This window comes from Cystobacter fuscus, from assembly GCF_044360685.1.
GTDB classification, from domain to species: Bacteria; Myxococcota; Myxococcia; order Myxococcales; family Myxococcaceae; genus Cystobacter; species Cystobacter fuscus_C.
In genome coordinates this window covers 1,652,395-1,668,681 of sequence record NZ_CP043491.1, presented here as the reverse complement: position 1 = coordinate 1,668,681, position 16,287 = coordinate 1,652,395, and the positions used below count along the sequence as shown (strand labels likewise).

At 68.5% G+C, this 16,287-nt stretch carries 13 protein-coding genes; 2 read left to right on the top strand and 11 right to left on the bottom strand.

Annotation, left to right across the window (positions count from 1 at the left end; translation table 11 throughout):
- The first annotated feature begins 96 nt into the window (after positions 1-96).
- Positions 97-1,392 (top strand): hypothetical protein, encoded by a 1,296-nt coding sequence (locus F0U63_RS06975; RefSeq protein WP_395844965.1) that lies wholly within the window; start codon positions 97-99, stop codon positions 1,390-1,392.
- A gap of 19 nt (positions 1,393-1,411) precedes the next feature.
- On the opposite strand, the gene F0U63_RS06970 is transcribed toward F0U63_RS06975, so the two are convergent.
- The gene (locus F0U63_RS06970) at positions 1,412-1,855 is read right to left on the bottom strand and encodes a GtrA family protein (protein WP_395848330.1); all 444 of its coding nucleotides are present in this window, start codon (positions 1,853-1,855) and stop codon (positions 1,412-1,414) included.
- A 33-nt stretch (positions 1,856-1,888) separates the two neighbouring features.
- Entirely contained in the window at positions 1,889-4,534 is a 2,646-nt protein-coding gene (locus tag F0U63_RS06965; protein ID WP_395844963.1) for a hypothetical protein, read from the bottom strand.
- 132 nt (positions 4,535-4,666) lie between these two features.
- On the opposite strand from F0U63_RS06965, the gene F0U63_RS06960 reads away from it, so the two are divergent.
- Entirely contained in the window at positions 4,667-6,772 is a 2,106-nt protein-coding gene (locus tag F0U63_RS06960; RefSeq protein WP_395844961.1) for a BTAD domain-containing putative transcriptional regulator, read from the top strand.
- 13 nt (positions 6,773-6,785) lie between these two features.
- Here F0U63_RS06960 and F0U63_RS06955 read toward each other — a convergent pair whose 3' ends face one another.
- From F0U63_RS06955 to F0U63_RS06915, 9 genes are all read right to left on the bottom strand, one after another.
- Positions 6,786-7,247, bottom strand: coding sequence for a PaaI family thioesterase (locus F0U63_RS06955; protein WP_395844959.1), 462 nt, complete (start codon positions 7,245-7,247; stop codon positions 6,786-6,788).
- 11 nt (positions 7,248-7,258) lie between these two features.
- Positions 7,259-8,335, bottom strand: a complete 1,077-nt coding sequence (locus F0U63_RS06950; protein WP_395844957.1) for an acyl-CoA dehydrogenase family protein — start codon at positions 8,333-8,335, stop codon at positions 7,259-7,261.
- Between the two features lie 9 nt (positions 8,336-8,344).
- Positions 8,345-9,469 carry an FAD-dependent monooxygenase gene (locus tag F0U63_RS06945; protein WP_395844955.1) on the bottom strand — a complete coding sequence of 375 codons (1,125 nt, stop codon included), beginning with the start codon at positions 9,467-9,469 and terminating at the stop codon, positions 8,345-8,347.
- Positions 9,466-11,415, bottom strand: coding sequence for an asparagine synthase (glutamine-hydrolyzing) (gene asnB, locus F0U63_RS06940; protein WP_395844953.1), 1,950 nt, complete (start codon positions 11,413-11,415; stop codon positions 9,466-9,468). The genes F0U63_RS06945 and asnB overlap by 4 nt, the downstream gene beginning before the upstream one ends.
- A 775-nt stretch (positions 11,416-12,190) precedes the next feature.
- Positions 12,191-12,958, bottom strand: coding sequence for a pirin family protein (locus F0U63_RS06935; protein WP_395844951.1), 768 nt, complete (start codon positions 12,956-12,958; stop codon positions 12,191-12,193).
- On the bottom strand, positions 12,955-13,869 hold the full coding sequence (locus F0U63_RS06930; RefSeq protein ID WP_395844949.1) for a DMT family transporter: 915 nt from the start codon (positions 13,867-13,869) through the stop codon (positions 12,955-12,957). The genes F0U63_RS06935 and F0U63_RS06930 overlap by 4 nt, the downstream gene beginning before the upstream one ends.
- A gap of 206 nt (positions 13,870-14,075) precedes the next feature.
- Entirely contained in the window at positions 14,076-14,699 is a 624-nt protein-coding gene (locus tag F0U63_RS06925; RefSeq protein ID WP_395844947.1) for a YceI family protein, read from the bottom strand.
- A gap of 46 nt (positions 14,700-14,745) precedes the next feature.
- Positions 14,746-15,621 carry an NAD-dependent epimerase/dehydratase family protein gene (locus F0U63_RS06920; RefSeq protein WP_395844945.1) on the bottom strand — a complete coding sequence of 292 codons (876 nt, stop codon included), beginning with the start codon at positions 15,619-15,621 and terminating at the stop codon, positions 14,746-14,748.
- 26 nt (positions 15,622-15,647) lie between these two features.
- Complete coding sequence (locus tag F0U63_RS06915; RefSeq protein WP_395844943.1) at positions 15,648-16,268, bottom strand: luciferase family protein; 621 nt, start codon at positions 16,266-16,268, stop codon at positions 15,648-15,650.
- Positions 16,269-16,287: the final 19 nt, after the last annotated feature.

Sequence of the window (16,287 nt, the reverse complement as noted above, 5' to 3'; positions counted from 1 at the left end):
GTCCATCACATCTCGGCGCGCTCTCCGACCGCGGCCGGCCCCCCGTCCGTACCTCCGGTCGGAAGCCCCCCTGGGCCGGTCTTCCTTCTGGATCTTATGAAACGCATCCTGCTCGCCACCATGCCTGTTGGAGGAGGCCACACCGCACTGCGCGACTCACTGCGGACGGCGTTGGCCTCCCTGGATCCCGGAAACCGCGACTACGAACTCCTCAGCTTCGACAGCCAGGACACCCGGGTCAGCGGCTTCTATGACTTCTGCATCCACCGGGCGCCCTGGATCCAGGCGCTCCTGTTCAGCCTGGGCCATACCCGGTTCGCCCTGACCCCGAGCGTGCTGTTCAATCCGCAGCTGGAGGCCGAGGCCCGGCAGGCCCTGGTGCAGCACCGGCCGGATCTCGTGGTCTCCACGCACTTCCTCCAGTCGGCGATGTTCGTGCGCGCCCGGCGCCAGCTCGGGCTGGACGTGCCCATCGTCAGCGCCATCCCGGACTATGGCGAGCCGACGGAGATCTTCGCCCCGTCGCAGGAGGCCTACCGGCTCGATGCCCTCATCGTGATGGTGCCCCAGGTGCGCGAGCGGCTCCGGGTGCGCGGCCACTATCCGCTCTCGCGCGTGCACCTCTCCGGGTTCATCCCCAAGGCGCCCTTCCTGGAAGTGGGCCGGGAGATGGGCGCGCGGGGCCGGCTGTCGGAGACGCGCCGCCGCGCCCTGCTGGAAACGCTGCGCGCCGAGCACCCCCAGCTCGAGGGCGTGGATCCCTCGCGCCCGACGCTCTTGTTCCTCGGAGGCTCCGCCTGGACGAGCAAGACGATGCCCGTGCTGGAGCGGCTGCTGCGCACGCCCGCGCTGATGGATCGCCTCAACGTGATGGTGGTGTGCGGGCGCAACGAGCGCTTCCATGACGCCTTGAAGGCCCGGGTCCAGGGCCAGCCGCGCGTCGCGCTCTTCGGCTTCGTCAACGCCTCGCTGATGGCGCGGCTGATGGCGCTGGCGGACGTGCCCGTGCTCGGCAGCCTGGCGCCCGCGTCCATGCACGAGCTGATGGAGACGCGCTGCGGCCCGCTCATGCTCTTCCACATCATCCCGGGCAGCGAGGACGCCCATCCCGCCTACATCCAGGAGCAGGAGATCGGCGTGTACGAGACGAATCCGGACGCCATGCTCAACCTGCTGGCACAGGCCACGGGCATCACCCCAGCGGGGCCCGCCATGGCCCGGCTGCTGCGCGTGTGCCCCGAGCGCATGCGCACCCTGCGCTCCACCCACATGGAGCGCGCCTCGCAACTGGGCACGTTCCTGGAGCGGCTGACGGGGCGCGAGCCCCAGACGTCCCTGATGCTCGAGCCGGCACGCGCCCGGCGGCGCGCGCAGGCCGACAGCGCGTCCTGAACGCGGCGGCCCGGCGGGCTCACGCGGCGCCGGAAGGTGCCCCGGGCCCGCCCGGCTCCTGCCCATGGGTCTTGGACACGCGGAAGACGATCCGCCACGCGGGGTAGCTGAAGCCCACGTAGATGACGAACGTCACGATGAGGTTGGCCAGCTCGAGGGGCAGGTGCAGCGACCTGATCAGGAAGCGGAAGAGCAGCCAGTTGAGCGTGAGGGTGATCGACTCGACGCCGCAGAACAGCAGGGCCTGGCGGCGCAGGCTGCCGCCAGTGGCGTGGAAGGCGAACGTGCGGTTGCCGAAGAACTGGACCGCGAGCCCCACCAGGAAGGAGAAGATCTTCGCGGTGGAGGGCTCGACGTGCAGCAGCCGTACGCAGATCTCCAGCACGGCGAAGTCGGCCACCGTGGCCAGGATGCCGACGAAGCTGGAACGCAGGAAGCGGAAGAAGCGCGAGAAGAACGACATCACGCGCCCGACCCTAACAGTGATCCACGCGCGTCACGGCTGTGAAACAGACTCCGGACTCGACGTGGGAGCCATTTCGTCGTCGGGGGTCGTGAAATCCCACGCGCCGTCGTGCCAGAAGGACGAGGACAGCACGAACTCCACCTCTGGCTCCTCGCACCCGTCGCTCAAGGGCAGCCCCAGCGCCTCGGCGAAGGCCAGGTCATAGTCGAGGAAGAGGGCCTGGAGCGCGGGGGCCGCGCTCTTCGGGTAGACGGAGAACGGCACCAGGGTGTCGTCCTTGGAGATGGCGAGCAGTTGCCGCGCGAGGACGCTTCCCCGCGAGTCCCGGGCGTAGAGGACGCGCTTGTTGATGTCGAGCGCCACGGCGGCCGCGGACTCCGCCTGGAGGCCATTGAGGCCGAAGCAGCTCCCCACGTAGGTGCCCATGCGGAGCACCTCCAACGCATCGCGCTCCAGGGCCAGGGTGACGCGCCCGAAGCCCGGCAGCTCCCGGCACAGCACCGGGCCAGTGAGCCAGGTCTTCGGCTTCACCCGGGGATGGCGCGCGAACCAGGACTGGGACTCGGGGTGGTGGACGATGAAGTCGCGCTCGCCCGCGAAGTAGTGGTTCAACAGCCTGCGCAGCCCCCGCCGATTGCTCCCCTCCACGAGGCGCGCCATCTGCAGGGCATGCCGCACGCGCGTGTCACTCACGTCGGCCTCGAGGCTTCCTCGCAGGAACTCGAGCACGCCGCGCGCCAGCACCTGGAGCCGCAGCCGGGGCAGTTGCGTCGAGGCAAGGCGCAAGGCCCGCTCCGTCTGTCCCGGCGTCAGCGCCTCACCCGCCTCCCAGGCGAGCCGGGCCTTCCTGGGCAGGGGGCTCTCCACCCCGTCCACGCAGTGCTCGCGCAGGCTGGCGGCGAGCACCCCGGGCGGCCACTGGAAGGGATCCTCGCGGACCCACGGGTGCCGGGCGAAGTCCGCCAGCAACGCGGCCTGGGCCTCCTTGTGCGGAGTGCCCAGCAGTTGCGCCGTGCGCACCAGGGTCTCGGGGCAGGCGTCCATGGCCTCGAGCACCAGCGGCGCGTGGCGGGCGACCAGCAGCCGCATCCCATCGCCCACCAGGCCCACGAGGTCTCCGCGCGAGCAGCCCTCCTCGAGGCGCAGCAGACTCCGGACAGAGACACGCGAGAAGCGCTCACGCACCTCGGGCGAGGGGTGGAACAGCAGGGGCTCGAGCACGGAGACGAAGCGGTCGACGGTCGCGAACGGGGGCCGGCACAGGCGTTCGACCAGCGCGAACGTGGTGGACTCCAACCAGTCGGGACCCGACCACTTCGCGCCATGCTTGCCCAGGACCTCGAACACCATCCGGACGGCGCGCGGCTGGTGACTCGCCGGAATCCGTTCCAACAGCCGCAGCAGCCGCGGATGGAGGCGGCGGACGGCCCCCCACTCCCGAGCGCGGCCCTCGAGCGAGTCCCAGAAATAGGAGAGTTCACCCGCCAGAAGCCTGGCGGCCTCCGCGCTCAGGGACCTCCACGGCGTGGCGACGAGGAGTTCGGCGAACCCCGGAACCTCTCCACACAGCTGCCACAACCAGACCAGGATGTAGGCGTTGGACAATCCCGGCCCCACGAAGTCGAAGAGGTCCAGGAGGCCTTCTTCCGGGACGGGACCGCTCGACCTGGGAAGCACGTGGGGCAAGCCGTCCCTGGACATGCCGAGGGTGTCCAGGAGACGGAAGACACTCAGCAGGAAGTCACTGGAGAGACCCGACGCGCGCCCACGCAGGTAGTACACCCGCCAATCGGCCTGGAGGGACGCGAACGCCTCGATGCGCGGGTCATAAAGGCTGGCATCGAACGGGGACGTCTTCGCCTGGAAGAGGGCCGTGAGCAGGGCCGTCTGGGATTCGGGCACGAGCGACGCCGCGATCTCCAGCCAGCCCAGGCCCTTCTCCGGACCCCAGTCGGCCAGCAACCGCGCCGCGAGGCTCATCACCTCCGGATGCGTGTCGAGCGCCAACCGTCCCCGCAGCGCGAGCAACCGGCCGAAGTCGGCGGCCGAACCAGGAGTCAGAAGACACCCGAGCCGGACGAGGGACGCGGGCAGTTCGGCGCCGCGCTCCTCGAGCACGCCGTGGCGCCAGGCCAGGGCCACCTCGGCGCGGCTGGGAGACAGCAACGCCTGGCGCACGAGCACCAGGCGCTCCCGCGACAGGCCCTCGTCCCCGAGACGTTGGAGCGCCTCGTCCACATGGGGGAGCAAGGGCTCGAGCAGGGCCCGGACCGTCGCGCGATGGAGCAGGTAGGGACGGACGTCGAGCACCTCTGGAGAGGCGCGCTTGGGCGGCTGATGGATGGTGCCCCGATAGCCCCGTGGGTGGGCGGCGGTCCTCCGATGCGGAGGAGGAGGAGACTCCAACCAGGGGTGGGCCAGCGACGGCGCGGGGCCCGGCTCACCAGCCACGGTGTGCAGCAGCACGCGGAGCACATGGGTGAGCGTGTTCACGGTCGCGCCACGCGCCCGGCCCAGGTGCTCCCAGGAGGTTCGCAGGCACGCGCGCTCCGCGGCCCCGGGTCCGGAGAGCTGCTCCAGCGGGACCCGGAGCAGACGGCTCGCGCCCTCCTCCTCGGGAAGCACGAGCCCCATGAGCCCTTCGGACTCGCGCGAGACGCAGATCAGGCGTGACATGGGGTGCTCTCCTCCCCGTCACGATAGCAGAGGAGCACGGGAGGCCTTGCCCCCTGGGTCCTGCCCGGGCTTCACCCCACGCGGGTGTGAGGGAGCACTCGAGCGGCGTGGTAGAAGCGAGGCACTCCAGTCATGACCTCACCCACCGAGAGAACCGGCGCCTCCAAGAGAGACACGGGCCGCTCCCCGCTCGGCACCTGGCGGCTGCACCTGCTGGGAACCCCCTCGCTCATGAATGGCGGGGCCCCTGTCTCCCTGCCAAACACCACGGCCCTGGCACTCGCCTATGTGGCCCTGGAGGGCCAGGTTCCCCGCGCCGTGCTCTCCGCGCTGCTGTGGCCGGGCTCCCCCGAGCCCACGGCGCGCAACAACCTGCGCCAGCTCAAACGCCGCCTGCGCCTGGCCTGCGCGGGCTTCGAGGCGCTGGAGGGAGAAGAGGCCCTCCAGCTCTCCACACAGGTGGAGGTGGACGCCCTGCGGCTCAAGGACTCGCCCCTGTCCGAGGACACGCCCGAGGGTGAGCTGCTCGCGGGCCTGCAAGCCGATGACAGCCCGGAGCTGGCGCGCTGGCTCGACGGAGCCCGTACGCGCGTGGAGAGCTGGCGGAGGCGGGCCCGCGGCGTGGAGCTCGCCCGGCGCGAGGCGGCGGGGGACGAGAGGGGAGCCCTCGCGCTCGCCGAGGCGTGGGCGGCGCGCGAGCCGGAGTCCGAGGAGGCGGGCCAGGAGGTGATGCGGCTGCACTACCTGCTGGGACAGCGCGGCGCCGCGCTCAAGTCCTTCGAGCGTCTGGAGCGCACCCTGGAGCGCGAGCTGGGCGTGACGCCCCTGCCGGAGACACTCGCGCTCGTCCGCGACATCGAGCGGGGCACGCGGCTGCCCGGGGCCCTTCCCAAGCGCGCGCCCCTGCCCTTGAGCATCCTGCGGCCGCCGGTGCTCGCCGGGCGCGAGGCCGCCTGGCAGGCGGTGCTGGAGGGAGCGGAAGCAGGCCAGGTGGTGGTCGTCGTGGGTGAGCCGGGCGTGGGCAAGAGCCGACTCATCAACGACTTCGCCGAATCCCGGGGCAGCTGGACGCGCGGGGATGCCCGCCCAGGGGATCACGACGTGCCCTTCTCCAGCACGGTGCGTTGGTTCCGCGAGTGTAGCGCGACCCGCCCGCTCACCGGGCTTCCGGAGTGGGTGCGGCGCGAGATGTCGCGACTCATGCCCGAGCTGACCGAGCCCGGAGAGGCCCCGCCGCTCGTGCCCCGCGAGTTGGACCGGGTCCGGCTCTTCGATGCCCTCCTCGAGGCAACCGTCCACCTGACCACTGGCATCGACACGTTCGCCACCGACGACATGCACTACATGTCCGAGGCGGATGTGGCCCTGTGCGACTACAGCTTCAGCCGCCTGTACCCCTCGAGCGAGCGGAGGATCCAGCCCATCCAGGGAGTGCGGCGCGGCGAGGGCTCACCGACCTTGTGGGCACTGGTGCGGCGACTGGAGGCGGCGGGAGTGGCCCGGGTGGTGGAGGTGCAGCCACTCGGACTGGAGGGCGTGCGCACCCTGCTGGAGGGGTTGGAGCTGCCGGGAGTGGAGCGCCATGCCGAGCGCATCGCGCGCTACACCGGTGGCAATCCGCTCTACGTGGTGGAGACGGTGAAGCACCTGGTGGAGTTGGGCCTGCTGGAGGGCGAGTGGCCCGAGCGTCTGCCCGCGCCGGGCCGCGTGGCTCCACTCATCCAGCGGCGCATGGAATCCCTATCGCCCGCGGCGCTCCGGCTGGCACGCGTGGCGGCACTGGCGCGCACGCAGTTCACCTACTCCCTGGCCTCGGCGGTGCTGGAAGTGGGCGCGCTCCAGGTGGGTGAGGCCGCCGTGGAACTGGAGGCCGCACAGGTGATGGCTGGCGAGCGCTTCACGCACGATTTGATTCACGAGGCGGTGGCCGGCGCCATCCCCGAGCCCCTGCGCCGGATGCTCCACCTGCGTCTGGCCGAGGTGCTCGAGGGCCGAGGAGCACCCCCGGTGGTGCTCGCGCACCACTGGTTCGAGGCGGGAGAGGCCCAGCGGGCCATCCCCGCGCTCATGAGGGCGGCGACGGACGAGGAGGTGCTCCAGCCGGGGGCGACCGCGGACCTGTACGCCCGGGCCGCCGCGCTGCTCACCGAGGCCGGCCGGCATGACGAGGCCCTCCAGGCCCGCGCCCGGGAGGCGCGCTGCCGTCAACGCACCACCCCCCGGGATCCCGGGCCGTAGCGCCAGCGGCGAGTCAGCCCGTCTTGGCGGCGTCGGCCTTCCAGTCGTAGCGCATGCGGAACTTGCTCAACTGGGCGGACGCGACCTGGACCCGCTTGCCGTCCTCCACGAGCTTCCAGGCCTGGCTGTGCGTGAAGATGAGGTTGCGCCCAGAGCGTACGACCTCGGCTTCGAACAGCACCTCGGTGCCCAGCGGCGTGGCCGACATCATCATGCTGTTGAAGCTGTTGGTCAGCGCGTACTCGTCCGGCCCGAGCATCGGCAAGGTGGCCAGCATGCTCACCACATCGAGCATGGAGTACAGCACTCCGCCGTGCAGGGTATGGCTGAGGTTGTCGATCGCCTCCGTCACCCGCAGTCGGCACTGACAGAAGCCGGGACGCTGCTCGATCAGACGCAGGCCGCAGTAGCGTTGGTACGCATGCTCCAGAAGCGCCCGCGAGTGTGCCTGGGCGTGCTCACTGATCGTCGTCACGGGGTGCTCCATCACAAAGTCCTTCCGATGATTTCCAACATGACTTCCCGGGCGCCCCCACCGATGCCGAGCAACCGCGCATCGCGGTAGATGCGCTCGACCACCGAGGGCTCCACGCAGCCGTGGGCGCCATGCACCTGCACGGCGTCGTGGGCGATGCGCTCGAGGACGTCCACGGCGGTGTTCTTCGCGATGGCGGCCTGGGCCGCGCTCAGCTCGCCGGAGGCCTGCCAGCGCACCGCCTGCTCGACGTACACGCGCACCAGACTCAGCTCCGAGTGCCGCTCCGCGAGCCGCTGGCGGATGACCGACTTGTCCAGCAACGCCTCTCCACCCACCTGGCGCCCGCGGCAGTGCTCGATGGCCGTGCGCAGGGCCAGCTCCGCCGAGGCCATCGCCATCACCGCCAGGTTCAACCGCTCCTGTTGCAGGCATTGCTGCAGGAGCCGCCCCACGCCGTTGCCCTGGGTCAGACGGCGCGCGACCGTCCGCTCGAAGCGCAGATTGGCCAGGGGCAGGCAGCGCCAGCCGAGGCAGGCCTGACGCGTACCGCGCGACCCCTCCGCATCACCGTCCACCAGGAACAGCTCCAGCTTGCCCTCGAGGAGCGCGCCCACCAGGAGCCAATCCGCGCGGGTGCCATTGCAGATGAAGACCTTGTCACCCGTAAGCCGGTACTCGCCGTCGATGAAGTCCGCCCGGCACTGGAGCGCCCGGAGATCCGAGCCCGCCTGGGGCTCGGTGAGCGCCAGGACGATGCTCCGCTCCCCCTTGAGCACGGCGGGAACCACCCGGGCCGCCACCTGGGGATCGCCCCCCTGCACCGCCTTGAGGCTGACGAAATGCGAGGCCAGCCCCATGGTGATGCCCTGCGAGCCTCCCAGGGTGAGCTGCTCCACCAGCACCGCCAGCGCCGAGGGATCCTCCGGAAGCCGTTCCGGCGAGCGCCCCAGCGCCAGCAGACCGGCCTCGCCGGCCCGCCGGTGCAGGTCCATGGGATAGGCCCCGTCGCGCTCCCACTCCGCCACGTGGGGCCTCACGAAATCATTGACGAAGGCGCGGACGGCGTCTCGAAGATGTTGAGTCATGGCCCTGGCCTAGAACACCGTGCTCTGCGCGAGGTGATGGAAGCGCTGGACGATGGGGGTGAGCCGCGCCTTGCTGACCTCGCCTTCGCGCTCGAAGTAATACAGGTCCGTCATGTCCCGCATCACCTTCAACATGTCGCGCGAGCGCTGCGCCGCGCGCAGCTCGTAGCGCTTCAAGGCGGACTCCAGGCTGTTGTCGCAGTGGCCGACCAACGCCTGGGCCAGCATGAAGCCGTTCTCCAGTCCGAGCGTCAACCCATAGCCCAGCGTCGGCAGCATCGCGTGGATGCTATCACCGAGCATCACGACCCGTCCCCGGAACCAGTGGCCCTCACCCGTCAGGGCCTTGAGCTTGTGGGTGAGGATCTCCTTCTCCTCGGTCGCCCCGATCATCCGCAGCAGTTCCTCCGGCAGGGCGGCGAACAGCTCCAGCAGGCCCGCCCGGTCGAGCAGCGGCTGATTGCGATGCTGGTAGGCGGCGAACCAGTAGCGCAGCGAGGTGGCCTCGTTGAGCGGATAGGTGACCACCCGGGAGTGGGTGGAGGTGAAGATCTGGCACCGGTCGGAATGCAGCAGCGGCGAGCGGAAGGCCACCACGCCCCGGCTCGCCACCAGCCCGGTGTCATAGGGCACCATGCCCGGGTCGACGAAGCTCCGCACGGTGGAGGAGACGCCGTCGGCACCGATGACCAGGTCGAAGTCCGCCACCTGTCCATTGCCGAAGGTGACCCGGACCTGGTCGCCCAGATCCTCCAGCCGCTCGCAGCCCATGCCGTAGCGGATGTCCTGCGCCTCGAGGCTGGCCGCCAGCAGACGGAACAGCTCCGTGCGCAGGAACATCATCGCCGGCGCCGGAATGCCGAGCCCCTCCGGACGCACCGGCTGGCTGTGAATCAGCCGGCCCTGCTTGTCATGGGTGTCCAGGAACTCGATGGGCTGGCCCCGGCCGAGGAAGTCCCGGTTCTTCAACACGAAGCGCAGGACCTGCATGGCTTGCGGCCAGACATAGATCCCCGTCCCCGAGTCGCGAGGCCCCTGCCCGCGCTCGAAGACGGTGCACTCCAGACCGAAGCGCTTCAACATGATGGCGCAGGCCAGGCCATTGAGGCCCGCGCCAATGATGGCGATTCTCATGCCGCGACTCGCGAATTCCAGTGAGCGGAAGCTCCGGAAGACCCCATGGCGAAGCGGCGCTGCAACAGGCAGAGACTCGTCAGCTCCATCAACATCGGATCGAGCAGACCCTGCTCCTGGGCCGACAGTCGCGGCAGCTTCTCCAGCAGCGAGCGGACCTTCGCGGGCTCGAAGAACGGCAGCGCGTCCAGCTCCCCACCGCGGAGCACGTCCTGGACCAGCTGGTACAGCCGGCCCTTCTGCTGCAGGGTCGCGGGCGGAGCGCGGAAGTAGTGCTTCTTGCGCTTGTACAAGGCGTCCGGCAGGTACGGCCGCATCGCCTCACGGAACACGTACTTCTCCGTGGAGCCCCGCACCTTCATCCACACCGGCAGCCGGCAGGCCAGTTCGACCACGTGGTGGTCCAGCAACGGCACGCGCCCCTCGATGCTGTTGGCCATCTCCATGCGGTCGCCCAGCGTGGTCAGCACGAAGTTGGGCAGGTAGGACTTGGCCCACAGGTACATGGACTTGTGCACCGGATCCCGCCCCTCGAGGTTGCGGTGATCCAGCCGATCGAAGAACTGGCGGTAGGGGTCCACGCCCTGGAAACGGTCGTGGAAGTCCGCGCGGTAGAGCGACTCCAGGGCCTTGAACCAGCCGGCCTGGTTGTCCAGCCAGGAGACGCCATGGCGCAGCTGCTGGATCATCCAGTGGATGTCCTGGGGCATGTCCGGCTGCACATAGCCCTGCTCGCTCTCCTGGATGCGCTGGCGCAGCTTGTTGACCACCTCCGGATCCTGCTGCTCGGAGTTGTACAGCAGCATGTCCCGGCGGAAGTGCGGGTAGCCGGCGAACACCTCGTCGGCGCCCTCGCCGGTGAGCACCACCTTCATCCCGGCCTCGCGCACCTGCTGGCTCAGGATGTACTTGGCCACGCCGTGCGCGTTGAAGAACGGCGTCTCGTTGTGCCACAGGGCCTGCTCGAAGAAATCGGCGAGGTTGTCCTGGGAGACGGCGACGGTGTGGAAGCGCGCGCCGTTGTGCTCCGCGGCGAGCCGGGCGAACCGGTTCTCGTCATAGTCATCCATGTCCGTGAAGGACAGGTTGAAGGCGTTCAGCGGCTGGCTGGACAGGTGCGTGGCCATGCCCAGCATGGCCGAGGAGTCGATGCCGCCACTGAGATAGACGCCCATGGGCACATCCGCCCGCAGGCGCAGGCGCACCGACTCCTCCACCGCCGCGCGCACCGCCTCGATCATTCCCTTCTCGTCGGCCGGATAGACGGAGTCCTGGCGGGCGAACTCCATGTCCCAGTAGCGGCCGTTGTGCAGGCCGCCGTTGTCGACCATCACCCAGCAGCCCGGCTGCACGCTGCGCACGCCCTTGAACAGGGTGTGATCTCGCAGATAGAAGGCACGGCTCGCGTACGCATCCTCATCCCACTCCGCGGGGATGCCGGCGGCCAGCAGCGCCTTGATTTCCGACGCGAAATACCAGGCGCCACCGTGCTGGGCATAGAACAACGGCTTGATGCCCATCCGGTCGCGCACCGCCATCATCAGACGGCGCCGCCGGTCGAACAGCACGATGGCGAACTCGCCCCGCAGCTGCTTGAGCCCCGCCACGCCGGAGCGGCGGTAGAGATGCAGCGCGATCTCGCTGTCCGAGGCGGTCTTGAAGACACACCCCTCGGCCTCCAGCTCGCGGCGGAGCCGCTCATGGTCATAGAACTCCCCATTGACCACCAGGGCCAGATCTCCCTGCTCCGCGACAATGGGCTGACTGCCATTGTTCAACCCGATGATGCTCAGACGGACATGTCCGAGCGCCGCACGGCCCGCCGGGTCATGCCACACATTGCGCTCGTCGGGACCCCGGTGGCTGATACTGCTCAAGGCATTGAGCAGGGAGTGATCATCAATGACAGCGGGATTGCGTTGGTAGACGCCAATGAAGCCACACATAGATGTCTCTTCCTCGCGAATGCAGATGTTCCATCGGCGCCAGGGACGCGAGGCTGGTGAGCACTCACCGCCACGGCGCGGCCATGGTTGACAGCTCAGACACAACAAAACAGGACGGGGCATCCCATCCAGCCAGCACTCTATTGAAATGAATGGATGACCGAATCAGCGCCTAGCGCGGACACGCGCTCAGATGCTTATTCCACAGCAGTTGTTCTCAGGGCAGGACATTGTGGACCCCTAGACTCCGCAAAGGCGCCTCTACAACTCTCGTGGAACTCTGCTCGAGTGACACATACCGCGACGTGTCGTCCCCAAATGATTCGCGGCGTACATACCATTCTTTAGGAGAAGTTTAAAGCGCAAAAAACTGTAACAGAACCACCTCGATGAACTCCCCGCAATTGACACACAAGAACCCGTGACACGGCCGAAGCCATGTCCTGGCGAATACGGCGGTCTCCCGTCAACGAACGGTGTGTCATGGAATCCACTGATTGCCTTGTTTCGGGGGATGGCCGCTTTCATCCAACCGCCAACCGCTTCCACCAGGGCGCCAACCTATCGAGCAAGCAACCCCTCTCACCGAGCATGCCATGGACAGACCTCGTGGTGCCGCCCACCCAGGAGCCAGACAGCACGTGTGCAAGCATGGCCGTGCCCTCCCGAAGCCGGGCGGCCCATGGATTCCGTCAGGTATTCGAGACACGTGCCGCCCATGCGGAACACCGGCCGCTCTCGCGAGCGGGACGGGCGCGCCACGGGGGAAGCGGGCTCATTCCTGGGGTGACAGGGGGAGATCGAAGAACAGCACTTCGCTCACCTCTTCCGCCACGAGTTCCACGAAGAGGGTCTCCACCAGCTTCAGCGCATCGCCGGCGCGCAGGAGCAGCGGCTGCTCTCCCTCGGGACGAGCCTCCAGCCGGCCCCGCGCCACGTGCAGATAGCCACCACGTCCCGCCGCCAGTTCGCGGGAAAGACGGACGCCGGGCTCCATGATCGCGGCGGAGATGCGCGCGTCCTGATGCAGCTTGACCGAGCCGTCCTGACGATCCGGCGACGCGATCAGACAGAAGCGGTTGTGTTTGGCGGCGTCGTCGAAGTGCGCCTGCTCGACGCTCGGAGGCAGACCGCGCACGGAGGGCAGGAGCCAGATCTGCAGGTGGTGATCCAGCTTGCTCTGCGATGCGTTCATCTGGCTGTGCGTGATGCCATGGCCCGCGGTCATGCGCTGCACGTCACCGGGGCGCACGAGGGCGTGGGTGCCCAGGCTGTCACGGTGCTCGATGACGCCGGACAGCGGATAGATCACGATCTCCATGTCGCTATGGCCATGAGGACCAAAGCCGGTGCCCGGAAGAATGACATCCTCGTTCAGCGCACGCAGTGGGCCGAAATTCTCGTGCTCCGGATCCTGGTACGAGGCGAACGAGAAGCTGAAGCGCGCGTCGAGCCAGCCGAAGTTGGCGTGTCCGCGGTCCTGCGCGCGCCGCAGCACCACCCGCCGCGACTCAGGAGGAAGGGAAACAGCGGTGGCGCTCATGTGCGTGCCTCTTGGGGTCGCAGATTGACCAGCCAGATCCCCGCCATGATGATGGCGATTGCCACCAACGTTGGGACCGTCAGGTGCTCGTTGAAGAACAGCAGTCCGGAGATCACGCCCGTCGCCGACAGGACATAGCCGAACTGGCTGAAGTACACGGGATCCGCGACCCGCTGGAAGTGGAAGTACACCAGGTAGCCCAGGCTGGTGAAGAGGCACTGGGCCAGGAGCACGTTCCACCCGGACAGGCCTGGCGCGAAGAGGCCGCCACTGGCCACCAGCAGGGGCAGGAGCGCGAGCGCCCCTCCCAGCAACATGCCGCCCGCCAGCAGGCTCGAATGCACGCCCCGAGGCATGCGCTGCTTGCGATACAGATTACCCACGGCGATGCTGATCGGCGTGCACAGCGCCAGTCCCAGCCACCACATCGAGCCAGTCCCGCCCGACTGACGTCCAAGCACCAGCAGCGCCGCGCCACACAGCCCGAGCAGGATTCCGGCCAGACGCAGCGGCCGGTAGCGTTCAATGCCGATGACCCAGGCGAACGCATAGGTGAACAACGGAGGCAGCGTGTACACCAAGGAGGTCAGGCTCGTGCCCAGATTGGGCATCACGATGAACGTCACGCTGTTGGGAATGGCGACGCTCAGCACACCGGCGATCAGGTTGTACAAGAGCACGGGCCGAGCGACCTGCACCCGGGCGCCGGCTCGCAGCCCCGCGAGCGCCAGGAGCAGTCCACTCCCGAGCGCGGGCCAGAACGCGAAGGCCAACGGCGACCAGCCCGAGGCACGGGCCAGGCGAGACATCGGCAACATGCTGCCGAGCAACGCCCCCGTGACGAGCAGCAACAACAGCGGCGAATCGCCGAGCTGACGCAGCCTCGGGTCTAGACGAAATCCGGATTTCAACGAACTCCCCTATCGAGCGGAATTCACTGTACCGGCTTTCGCAACCCAAAATTTGGCTGAAAACGAAAACAATCAATTTCCAAGAAGAAACAATCACCTCTTGACGGAGAGGAGCCACACACCGGTCCGCGAGGTGGGAGCGGCGCATGAAAAAGAAGGGGCCCGTCACCAGGCCCCTTCAGACAACCCACGTCGCTCGCGGCGGACTACTTGGCGTCAGTGGCCGCCTTGGTGGCCGGCGCCTGCTTCTTCGTGAGCTGCAGGTCGATGGTGATGGAGACCTCCTCGCCCACCGCCACGCCGCCCGTCTCCAGCACCTTGTTCCAGCCCAGGCCGAAGTCCTTGCGGTTGATCTTCGTGGTGGCCGTGCCGCCGCGCTTGAAGTTCCCCCAGGGATCCTTCGACTCGGTGGTGAAGCCCTCCACGTCCAGCACCACCGGCTTGGTCACGCCGTGCATGGTGAGCTGACCGGACACCTTCAGGTTCTTGCCCGCCTTCTCCACCTTCGTCGACTTGAAGGTGAGGGCGGGATACTTCGCGGTGTCGAAGAACTCCGGGCCGCGCATGTGCTCATCCCGGGCGGTATCGTTGGTGTTGAAGGTCGTGGCGTCGATGCTCGCCTCGATGGTGGACTTGGTGATGTCCTTCTCGTCGATGTTGGCGGTGCCCGTCACCTTCGAGAAGGAGCCGCGCACGTTGGACACCATCATGTGCTTCACGGCGAACTGGGCGCTCGAGTGGGTCGCGTCGATGTCGTACTCGGTGGCGAAGGCGAACGACGGGGCGGCGAGCACGAGGGCGGCGACGGCGGACTTCAGGGACGACTTCATGGGGTTCTTCTCCAATTGAGTGGGAACGGCGGGGAAGGAAGGCGCTTCAGCGCCGGGCGTAGGAGCCGCTGCGCAGCTCCTCGATGATGCTGGGTCCACGGGGCGCCCAGCCCAGGGTCTGCTCGGCGCGGCGGGCGGAGAACTTCTGGTCGAGCGCCAGCGCATCGGCGAACGCACCGAACTGCGTCCGGGCCTCCTCCAGGGGCCAGGCGACCGTCTTGCCTCCCGCCCCGGCGCCCTCGCTCGCCGCGGCGGCGATCTCCTTCACCTTGAAGGAGGGGCCCTGGACGGCCAGGAGGGTGGTCCCCGCGGACGCCCGCTCGACGGCGCGCACATACAGGTCCGCGAGATCATCGATGAACACCACCGGCCAGTGGTTCTCCCCGGTGCCCACGAAGCGCGCGGCGCCCCCCTCGCGCGCGGACGCGCCGAGCATCCCGGGGATTCCACCGGCGCGCCCGTAGACGATGCCCGGGCGGATGATGATGCCCCGGATGCCCTGCGTGGCGAGCACCCGCTTCTCCACGGCCGGACGCCAGGCGACGAGCTCGGCCGCGTTGAGCGGGCTGTCCTCATCCGCCACGCCGCCGCGCGTGCCACCATGCACCCAGACGCCGCTCGTGTAGAGGAAGGTCTTGCCCGTGCCCGCCATCTTGTCGAGCACCGCCGCGACCGCGGGCGCGTCCACGGCCTCGCTGTTGGAGGTGGCGGTCCAGACGATCGCCTCGAAGTCCTGCACGAGGGAGGACAGGCCCGCGGCATCCGTGAGATCGCCGCGCACGGGCTGGATTCCCAGCGACTCGAGCTTGCGCTTCGCGTCGTCGGAGCGGGCGAGTCCCTTGACCTGATGACCGGCCTTGGCGAGCGCCCCGGCGACGGCCGAGCCGATGTAACCCGTTGCTCCAGTGACCAGAACCTTCATGTTCATCCTCTTTCGCGTCTGTTGAATCAATCGACCTGGACGTCCACGGCCTGACCCTCACGGGCCCAGACATAGGAGCGCAACAGCAGTTGCCACACCACCTCGAGCTCGGCCGCGTCACGTGGCCCGAAGACCATGGGCGTGCCGGAGCGGGGATGAGGCGCGCCCCAGCCCTGCTGATACACCTTCTGCGCCACGCCGGGAGGAAACTTCATGTGAAGGCTTCCATCGTGCGCCGGGTGGATGTGAGCGAACTCGGTTCCCACCTGGAAGGCCTCGCGGGGCCCGAGGACCGCCGCGGGCCGGAGCCAGAAGGCACGGGCGCCCGGGACCGAGATGCCGCTGGGTGCCACCACCACATCCGCCAGGGCCGCGGCCCGGGCGAAGAGCGCCTCCTGCATGTCAACGGGGGACTGCTGGCTGAGCTGCCGGTGCGCGAGCGGGGTTCCTGGCGGCGCGTCACTGACCTCGGGCGCCGGTCCCGGCCGTTTGCCCAGGCGGAAGGCCGTCTCCAGGAGGACCCCCCGGGTGGCGGGCGCCGCGGGGGCCTCTTCCTTGGCGGGGGGCTCGCGCGTGGCCGAGGTGCAAGCCACCAGCGCGAGGAGCTGGGCCGCGACGAGCGTGAACACCCACCTCTTTGAGGTCATATCTTCATCTCCGCCGCGC